Here is an 8,613-nt window from a genome sequence, read left to right as displayed (position 1 = left end):
CGCCTCGCGGCTGCCCGGGGTAACGCCCCGACCTGGCGAATGTTCTCGGTGGCTCGCGGCTACCGGGGATGTAACCGTGCCGGGCCGGCGGGTGTTCCCGGCTGGGCTCCCGCCCACCTGAGCTGGGGGGTACCGCGAAGCCCGAGGGCTGGGGCGGCATGCCAGGTATAACGACCCCCGCCAGCCCCCGATTCCACGACCAGGATGACCCCGACCACGGAACGAAATCCCCCATACGGAACAAACCGACCCGACGCTGGCCTCGCGTATCGGGCGGTGAGCGGTGATCCACTCCAGTTCGGCGACATGGCGGTATCCGCCGGACGGGATACCCCCATGTCGGCGATATGGAGTGGATCACGGCGCCTGTCCGGTTGGCGCCGGCCGACAGGACTCGGCCCGGCCTCAGAGCGGCGGGGTGTCGGCCCAGGTCGGGTCGTGCTGGGCGGGGGCGGTCCGCCGGTCATGCTGCGCCGGGATGGTCGGGTCGTGCTGGGCGGGGGTGGTCGGGTCATGCTGGGCGGGGGTGGTTGGGGTGGTCGGGTCGTGCTGGGTCGGGATGGTCGGCATGGTCGAGATGGTCGGCCAGGGGATCTCGGGCGCGCGGTGGAAGGCTGTGCCGGCTATCGCCCAGTGCGGGCCGTGAGCGGCCAGCCGGTCGCGGAAGCCGGCCCAGTTGTGCGTTGCCCGGGGTGACCAGCCCAGTTCGGCGATGGCGGGGAGCCGGGGGAGGAGCATGAATTCGATGTCGGCCAGCGTTGTGACCGATTCGGTCCAGAGCGGCGCCTCCACACCGAGCACCGCCTCCGTGGGTACGCCCGTGATGTGCGTGCCGGGGTCCCAGTCGTACGCCTTTCGCACGTCGATCAGGCCAGCCCAGTCGTGTCCGATCGGGGTGTCCGGGGTGTACTTCATGTCCAGGTAGGCGTGGTTGCCGGGGGAGAGGATCAGCCGGGCGCCCCTACGTACGGCGTCGGCGGTGGTGGGGTCTTCGGCGTTGGTGCCCCACCACTGGAGCACCCGCCCGTCGACGTGGGCGGCCGGTGCGAGCTGGTGCCAACCGACGACGGTCTTGTCGAGGCCGGCCACGATGCGCTGGACCCGCTCGACGAAACCGGTGTAGACCTCGCCCTTCACCTTGAACGCCTCGTCGCCACCGATGTGCAACCACGGCCCGGGGGTGAGTTCGGCCATTTCGCCCAACACGTCGGTGATGAAGTCGTACGTCCGCTCGTCGGCCGGGTCGACGTAGCTGAAGCCGACCTCGGTGCCGGTGTACGTCGGCGGGGCGATCTTGTCCGGTGCCAGCTCCGGGTACGCGACCAGCGCCGAGTTGGTGTGCCCGGGGAGGTCGATCTCCGGGACGATGGTGATGTGGTGGGCGGCGGCGTAGGAGACGATGCGCCGGTAGTCGGCCTTCGTGTAGTGCCCGCCGGGGCCGCCGCCGACCTCGGTCGTCGCGCCGATGCCTGTCAGCTTCGGCCAGGAGTCGACAGCGATCCGCCAGCCCTGGTCGTCGGTGAGGTGCAGGTGCAGGTGGTTGAGCTTGTAACGGGCCAGGTGCTCGATCACCCGCAGCACGGCCTCGACGGCGAAGAAGTGCCGCGCGACGTCGAGCATCGCGCCCCGGTACGGGAACCGGGGGGCGTCGGTGATGGTCCCGCCGGGTAGCGCCCAGTGCGCGGTGACCGGGGCTGGGCTCTCGATGGCCGGTGGCAGCAGTTGGCGCAGGGTCTGCACGCCGTAGAAGAGGCCGGTGGCGGTGACGGCGGTGACGCGTACCCCGTTGGTGGTGATGTTGAGCCGGTAGCCCTCCGCGCCGAGGTCGGCGGTTTCGTCCAGTACCAGCGCGATGCCGTCGGTGGGGTCCGGCGTGGTGGCGTCGGTGACCGGCAGCGGGTACCCGGTGGCTGGCCGGAGCAGCTCGGCGAGTTGCACGGCGACCGCCAGCGCGGCGGGGTCGGCGCTGGCCACGATGACCGCCTCGGCTGGCAGCACCCAGTCCTCGGTCGGGTCCGGCTGGACCTGCCGGGGGGCGGGCACGACGTCGGTCAGCCGGTGTGGGGCTGGCGGGGCGAGCGACTCGGCGGCGGTCCGCTCGGCTGCCCGGGCCAGCGTGGCCGCGTCGGGTTCCCGGGCCGGCAGCGGCACCGCAGCGGTGGGCCTGGCCGCGGTGGGGTCGGCGGCGGGGTCGAAGGAGGGGATGGTCGACACGGCGGCGACTCCGGGGGTGTATTCGCGTCGGTTATGGCAAAAGTGAGGTTCGCTGGCTGGCGTGCCGTCAAGCGTACGACTCCTGGCCAGGATGCGTGTTAGTGCGCGTGGAAGCGTTCCCAAAAACCGGTACGAACACGGATAGTCGTGATAGCTGTGCCTATTGTCACCGAACGGTCCCAGAGCACCCCAAGTTCGCTTAACCTTCGCCCACCGATTGGCGTCGACTCCGGGATTACCGGTGGTCCGTCCGGGGGAAGAAAAAAACTGAACCTTCGTTAAGTGTCAATCCGGCGCGTGTGTGGAGGCTCTGGTGGCAGCGCAAGAGACCGTCGATCACAAGTACGTCTACGACTTCTCCGAAGGCAACAAGGATCTCAAGGACCTGCTCGGCGGCAAGGGGGCGAACCTCGCCGAGATGACCAACCTCGGCCTGCCCGTTCCGCCCGGCTTCACCATCACCACCGAGGCCTGCCAGGCGTACCTCGCGACGGGACGGGAGCCCGACGGCCTCGCCGGTCAGATCGAGGCGCACCTGGAGTCGTTGGAGCGTGTGATGGGCAAGCGTCTCGGCGACCCGCAGGACCCCCTGCTGGTCTCCGTCCGTTCCGGGGCCAAGTTCTCCATGCCCGGCATGATGGAGACCGTCCTCAACGTCGGTCTCAACGACCAGAGCGTGGAAGGACTCGCACGACAGGCGGTCGGCTCGACTGGCCAGGCCGCCTCCGGCGGCAACGACCGGTTCGCCTGGGACTCCTACCGCCGGCTCATCCAGATGTTCGGCAAGACCGTCTGCGAGGTGCCGGGCGAGGCGTTCGAGCACGCCCTGGACGAGGCCAAGAGCGCCAGGGGTACGTCCAACGACCTCGACCTCGACGCGGACGACCTGCGCGGGCTGGTCGACGCGTACAAGAAGATCTTTCTTGAGCACACCGGTCGGGAGTTCCCGCAGCAGCCGCGCGAACAGCTCGATCTCGCCATCCGCGCGGTCTTCGAGTCGTGGAACGCCGAGCGCGCGGTGCTCTACCGCCGTCAGGAGCGCATCCCGGCCGACCTCGGCACCGCGGTCAACGTGGTGACCATGGTCTTCGGCAACCTCGGCCCAGATTCCGGCACCGGCGTCGCGTTCACCCGTGACCCGGCCAGCGGCGCGCAGGGCATCTACGGCGACTACCTGGCCAATGCCCAGGGCGAGGACGTGGTCGCCGGCATCCGTAACACCGTGCCCCTGCAGGAGTTGGAGCAGCTCGACAAGGCGTCCTACGACGAGTTACTCGGCATCATGGCCCGGTTGGAGGAGCACTACAAGGACCTCTGCGACATCGAGTTCACCATCGAGCGCGGCAAGCTGTGGATGCTGCAGACGCGGGTCGGTAAACGCACCGCGGCCGCCGCGTTCGTCATCGCCGGGCAACTCGTCGACGAGGGCCTGATCGACCTGGACGAGGCGCTGCACCGGGTCAACGGAGCGCAGTTGGCCCAGCTGATGTTCCCCCGCTTTCAGCTCGACCACGAGTTCCAGCCGGTCGCCACGGGCATCGGCGCCTCGCCCGGCGCGGCGTCCGGCACTGTGGTCTTCACCTCCGCGCGGGCCGTCGAGCTGGCCGCCGAGGGCGCGTCGGTGATCCTGGTCCGCCGGGAGACCAATCCCGACGACCTGAACGGCATGATCGCCGCGAAAGGCATCCTCACCTCCCGGGGTGGCAAGACCAGCCACGCCGCCGTGGTGGCCCGGGGCATGGGCAAGACCTGCGTCTCCGGCGCGGACGACATCGAGGTGAACGTGCCGGCGAAGCGGTTCACCGTCGCCGGGCAGACCGTCAACGAGGGCGACGTCGTGTCCATCGACGGCACCACCGGCAAGGTCTACCTGGGTGAGGTGCCGGTCAGGCCGTCGGAGGTGGTGCAGTACTTCGAGGGCAGCGTCGATCCCGAGCACATCGACAACGCGCTGGTCCGGGCCGTACACCGGATCATGACGCACGCCGACGGTAAGCGGCGGCTCGCGATCCGCACGAACGCCGACACCGGCGCGGATGCGGCCCGGGCCCGGCGCTTCGGCGCCGAGGGCATCGGGCTGTGTCGCACCGAGCACATGTTCCTCGGCGACCGGCGGGAGTTGGTCGAGCGGCTGATCCTGGCCCGGGCCGAGGGTGAGCGGGAAGCTGCGCTGGCGGCGTTGCTGCCGTTGCAGCGGGCCGACTTCGAGGAGATCTTCCGGGAGATGGACGGCCTGCCGGTCACCGTGCGGCTGATCGACCCGCCGCTGCACGAGTTCCTGCCGCCGTTGGAACAGCTCGCGGTCAACGTCGCGGTCGCTCAGGAACGCGGCGAGGACGTCGCCAAGGAGGAGGCACTGCTCGCTGCCGTCCGACGGATGCACGAGGAGAACCCGATGCTCGGGCTGCGGGGCGTTCGCCTCGGCCTGGTCATCCCCGGCCTGTTCGCGATGCAGGTCCGGGCCATCGCCGAGGCGGCCGTCACCTGCGCCCGTGGCGGCGGCGTGGCGAAACCGGAGATCATGGTGCCGCTGGTCGGGGCCGTGCAGGAGTTGGAGACGGTCCGCGCCGAGGCCGAGAAGATCATCGCGGAGGTGGTCGGGGACAGCGGGGTCGAGGTGCTGATCGGCACCATGATCGAGGTGCCCCGAGCGGCGCTGACCGCCGGGCAGATCGCCGAGGCGGCCGAGTTCTTCTCCTTCGGCACCAACGACCTGACCCAGATGGGCTGGGGTTTCTCCCGCGACGACGTTGAGGGCGCGTTCTTCTGGCGCTACCTGGAGTTGGGCATCTTCGGCATCTCGCCGTTCGAGTCGATCGACCGCGACGGCGTCGGCCGGCTGGTGCGGATTGCCGCCGAGGAGGGCCGGGCCGCCCGGCCCGGGCTGAAGCTGGGTGTCTGTGGTGAGCACGGCGGTGACCCGGACTCGGTGCACTTCTTCCACGAGGTCGGCCTGGACTACGTGTCCTGCTCGCCGTTCCGCGTGCCGGTGGCCCGGCTGGAGGCGGGCCGGGCGGTCGTGGAGACCGGCGGCTCGGACAGCCGTTGACGCGGGGTCGGCGGCGGACCGGGCGACCCGGCCGCCGCCGGCCTCAGCGCTCAGATCGGCGGGCGACGCCAGGTCGGTCGGGCTGGGCGGCGTAGCTGCGTCGGCAGGGTCGCCATCGGGGTACGCACGGCAAGCGGCGCGTGCGCGTCCGGGACGGAGGTGGCGCCGATCCCGCCGCCGCGCGTGTTGTCCAATACCGAACCGGCCCGTCGGGCCACCGCCCGAGCCTCCTCGTGCAGCGCCTCCAGATCGTCCGCAGCCGACACGGTGACCAGGGTCAGCAGGGCGGTGCGCCCGGCCGGGTAGGTCACCACGCAGCCGGCCGTCGTCGAAACGACCGACTCCCGGAACTCACCCCGCCGGACGGTGTCGGCGACCCGGTTGCCGAGCCCGAAACTGGCGGCGGCCAACGCGGCGAGATGGGTGGCGTCGGTGCTGGGCAGATCGCTGGAGATGAGCAGACCGTCAGTGCCGGCAAGCACCGCCCCGGCAACCTCGGGTCGGCGTCGGCGCAGCCCGCGTAGTTCCGTTCCCACCACCGTGTCTGCGTCCACGAACTGCTCCCTTACCGGTCGGGATCTGCGTGTCGGTCGGCTGGTCACGTTCTGCGCTGGGAACGCTACCGCTGGCGACTTCCGCCCGCGAGCCCGTAACCCACGGCAATCGGTTGACAACTCCGGGCCGATCGGCGGTTGTGGACATCCCCCCGACGCGTCGGGGGCGGGTCGAGCAGCTGTGGCGGGCGTAACCTTGGCTCGCTCGCACACGGCCGATTGCGCACGCCGTCGAACGGGAAGGGTTATTGCATGACCAGCGTCTGGGAGAGCCTGACCATCGATGCCCGCGACCCGGCCCGACTGGCCCGCTGGTGGGCCGAGGCGCTCGGCTATCAGATCGTCACCGAGAAGCCCGGCGGCGTGGAAATTCGCCAGTCCGCAGACCAGCGCCCCGCCCTGTTCTTCGGCCCGGTGACCGACGGCAAGGACCGCAAGAACCGGCTGCACCTCGACCTGCGCCCCGCCAATCAGGAAGCCGAGGTCGAGCGCCTGGTCGACATGGGCGCCCGGCACGTCGACATCGACCAGGGTGACGTCGAGTGGACGGTGTTGGCCGACCCGGAGGGCAACGAGTTCTGCGTGCTCCGTGAGCGCGAGGAGTGAGCCGGGTTTGCGAGCCCCGCAGTCGCGAACAGCGGTGGCTCCGTGAGCGCGAGGAGTGAGCAGGCCGCGGCGGACGCCCGGCTGGTCGAGGAGCCACCCAAGGACACCGGGCACCGCCGGTCACCGTACGAGCGCGACCGTGCGCGGGTGCTGCACTCCGCCGCGTTCCGCCGGCTGGCCACCAAGACCCAGGTGCACACCGCAGGCACCGACGACTTCCTGCGTACGCGGCTGACGCACTCGCTGGAGGTGGCCCAGATCGCGCGGGAGATGGGTGCCCGGTTGGGCTGCGACCCGGACGTGGTGGATGTCGCCGGGCTCGCCCACGACCTCGGGCACCCGCCGTTCGGCCACAACGGCGAGGCGGCCCTGGATCTGCTCGCCACACCGTGCGGCGGCTTCGAGGGCAACGCGCAGACCCTGCGGGTGCTGACCCGCCTGGAGGCGAAGGTGCTCGCCCCGGACGGCTCGTCCGCCGGGCTGAACCTGACCCGGGCGTCGCTCGACGCGATCGGCAAGTACCCGTGGCCGCGCCGCCCCGGGGAGCGCAAGTTCGGGGTGTACGCCGACGACACGGCGGTCTTCGAGTGGATCCGGGCCGGTGCGCCCGGCGACCGGCGCTGTCTCGAGGCGCAGGTGATGGATTGGGCCGACGACGTCGCGTACTCGGTGCACGACGTGGAGGACGGCATCCACGGCGGGTACGTCACGCTGCGCCCGTTGCTCGCCGACGCCGACGAGCGGGCCGCTCTCTGTGCCGACGTGGCTGGCGCCTACTCCGGGGAGTCCGCGGCCGACCTGGCCGAGGTGCTTGTCGAGTTGCTGGCGGATCCGCTGCTCGCCCCGCTCGCCGGCTACGACGGCAGTCACCGCGCCCTGGTCGCGTTGAAGGCCACCACCAGCGGGGTGACCGGGCGGTTCGTGTCCGCGGCGGTGGCTGCCACCGAGGAGCGGTTCGGTCCCGGCCCGCACCGGCGCTACGCCGCCGACCTGGTGGTGCCACGTCTGGCCCGGGCGCAGTGTGCCCTACTCAAGGGCATCGCGCTGCGGTACGTGATGCGTCGAGCCGGCTTCCGTGGCCGCTACGAGCGGCAGCGGACGATGCTGGCCGAGTTGGTCGCCGCGCTGGTCCGGTGCGCGCCGGACGGGCTCGACCCGATCTTCGCCCCGCTGTGGCGAGCCGCACCAGACGACGCCGCCCGACTGCGCGTGGTGGTCGACCAGGTCGCCTCACTCACCGACCCGGCGGCCGTGACCTGGCACACTCGCCTGGTCGGTAGGAGCGCACCGCCGACTGACGGCGGAGCAGATTAGGCTAGCCTAAGCAACATGTCGGAACGCCCCAGGAACGTCACCTCCGCCCGGGTGCTGCGCACCGAGCGGCCCACCCCGCACCTGATCCGGCTCGTCCTCGGTGGGGACGAGCTTGCCGGCCTGCCGGTGGGCGAGTTCACCGACCACTACATCAAGGTGGTGTTCCCGCAGCCCGGCGTCGCGTACCCGCAGCCGTTGGATCTCGCCGCGATCCGCCGGGACCTGCCCCGGGAGCAGTGGCCGCGGCAGCGCGCGTACACGGTGCGACGCTGGGACCCGCTGGCCAAGGAGCTGACCGTGGACGTGGTGTACCACGGCGACGAAGGGCTGGCCGGGCCGTGGGCCGCCGCGTTGCGCCCGGGCGACCCCGTGCACTTCGTCGGCCCCGGTGGCGCGTACGCCCCGAACCCGGACGCGGACTGGCACCTGCTGGCCGGCGACGAGAGCGCCCTGCCGGCGATCGCGGCGGCGTGCGAGCGGCTGCCACTGGGTGCCCCGGCCCACGTCTTCGTGGAGGTCAGCGACCCGGCGGAGGAGCAGAAGCTGCTCAGCCCTGGTGCGGTCGAGCTGACGTGGCTGCACCGCGGCGAACGCCCGGTGGGCGAGGCGCTTGTCGCGGCGGTGCGGGAGTTGGAGTTCCCGCCCGGCCAGGTGCATGCGTTCGTCCACGGCGAGGCTGCCTTCGTACGGGAGCTGCGCCGGCTGCTGCGCACCGAGCGGGGCGTACCCGTCGAGCGACTCTCCATCTCCGGCTACTGGCGGCGCGGCATGGACGACGAGGGCTGGCGCTCCACCAAGGCCGACTGGAACAGCCAGGTGGCCGCCGAGGAGGCTGCCGCCCCGGTGGCCGTCGAGCGGGCAGCCGCCTGAGCGGCG

5 protein-coding genes and 1 pseudogene are annotated in these 8,613 nt (G+C 71.1%); 4 read left to right on the top strand and 2 right to left on the bottom strand.

Features of this window, described 5'->3' with window-relative positions; all coding sequences use genetic code 11:
* Window positions 1–501 precede the first annotated feature (501 nt).
* Window positions 502–2,304: pseudogene (locus ACLQ28_RS33400) on the bottom strand (beta-N-acetylhexosaminidase); the annotation flags it as partial.
* A gap of 223 nt (window positions 2,305–2,527) precedes the next feature.
* Here ACLQ28_RS33400 and ppdK point away from each other — a divergent pair.
* Window positions 2,528–5,263: a pyruvate, phosphate dikinase gene (ppdK, locus tag ACLQ28_RS33395; RefSeq protein WP_425690243.1), complete on the top strand. Its 2,736-nt coding sequence runs from the start codon at window positions 2,528–2,530 to the stop codon at window positions 5,261–5,263.
* Between the two features lie 50 nt (window positions 5,264–5,313).
* On the opposite strand, the gene ACLQ28_RS33390 is transcribed toward ppdK, so the two are convergent.
* Entirely contained in the window at window positions 5,314–5,817 is a 504-nt protein-coding gene (locus ACLQ28_RS33390) for a roadblock/LC7 domain-containing protein (protein WP_425690242.1), read from the bottom strand.
* Window positions 5,818–6,069: 252 nt separating this feature from the next.
* Here ACLQ28_RS33390 and ACLQ28_RS33385 point away from each other — a divergent pair, with 252 nt between their 5' ends.
* Genes ACLQ28_RS33385 through ACLQ28_RS33375 form a run of 3 tightly spaced genes read left to right on the top strand, consistent with a single transcriptional unit; the run spans window position 6,070 to window position 8,607 of the window.
* Window positions 6,070–6,423, top strand: a complete 354-nt coding sequence (locus ACLQ28_RS33385) for a VOC family protein (RefSeq protein ID WP_425690241.1) — start codon at window positions 6,070–6,072, stop codon at window positions 6,421–6,423.
* A gap of 42 nt (window positions 6,424–6,465) precedes the next feature.
* On the top strand, window positions 6,466–7,737 hold the full coding sequence (locus ACLQ28_RS33380; protein WP_425690240.1) for a deoxyguanosinetriphosphate triphosphohydrolase: 1,272 nt from the start codon (window positions 6,466–6,468) through the stop codon (window positions 7,735–7,737).
* A 15-nt stretch (window positions 7,738–7,752) separates the two neighbouring features.
* Window positions 7,753–8,607: a siderophore-interacting protein gene (locus tag ACLQ28_RS33375; protein WP_425690239.1), complete on the top strand. Its 855-nt coding sequence runs from the start codon at window positions 7,753–7,755 to the stop codon at window positions 8,605–8,607.
* The last annotated feature ends 6 nt before the right edge of the window (window positions 8,608–8,613 follow it).

Source organism: Micromonospora sp. DT201 (assembly GCF_049841575.1).
Classification (GTDB): Bacteria; Actinomycetota; Actinomycetes; order Mycobacteriales; family Micromonosporaceae; genus Micromonospora.
This window is presented reverse-complemented; position numbering and strand designations above follow the sequence as displayed.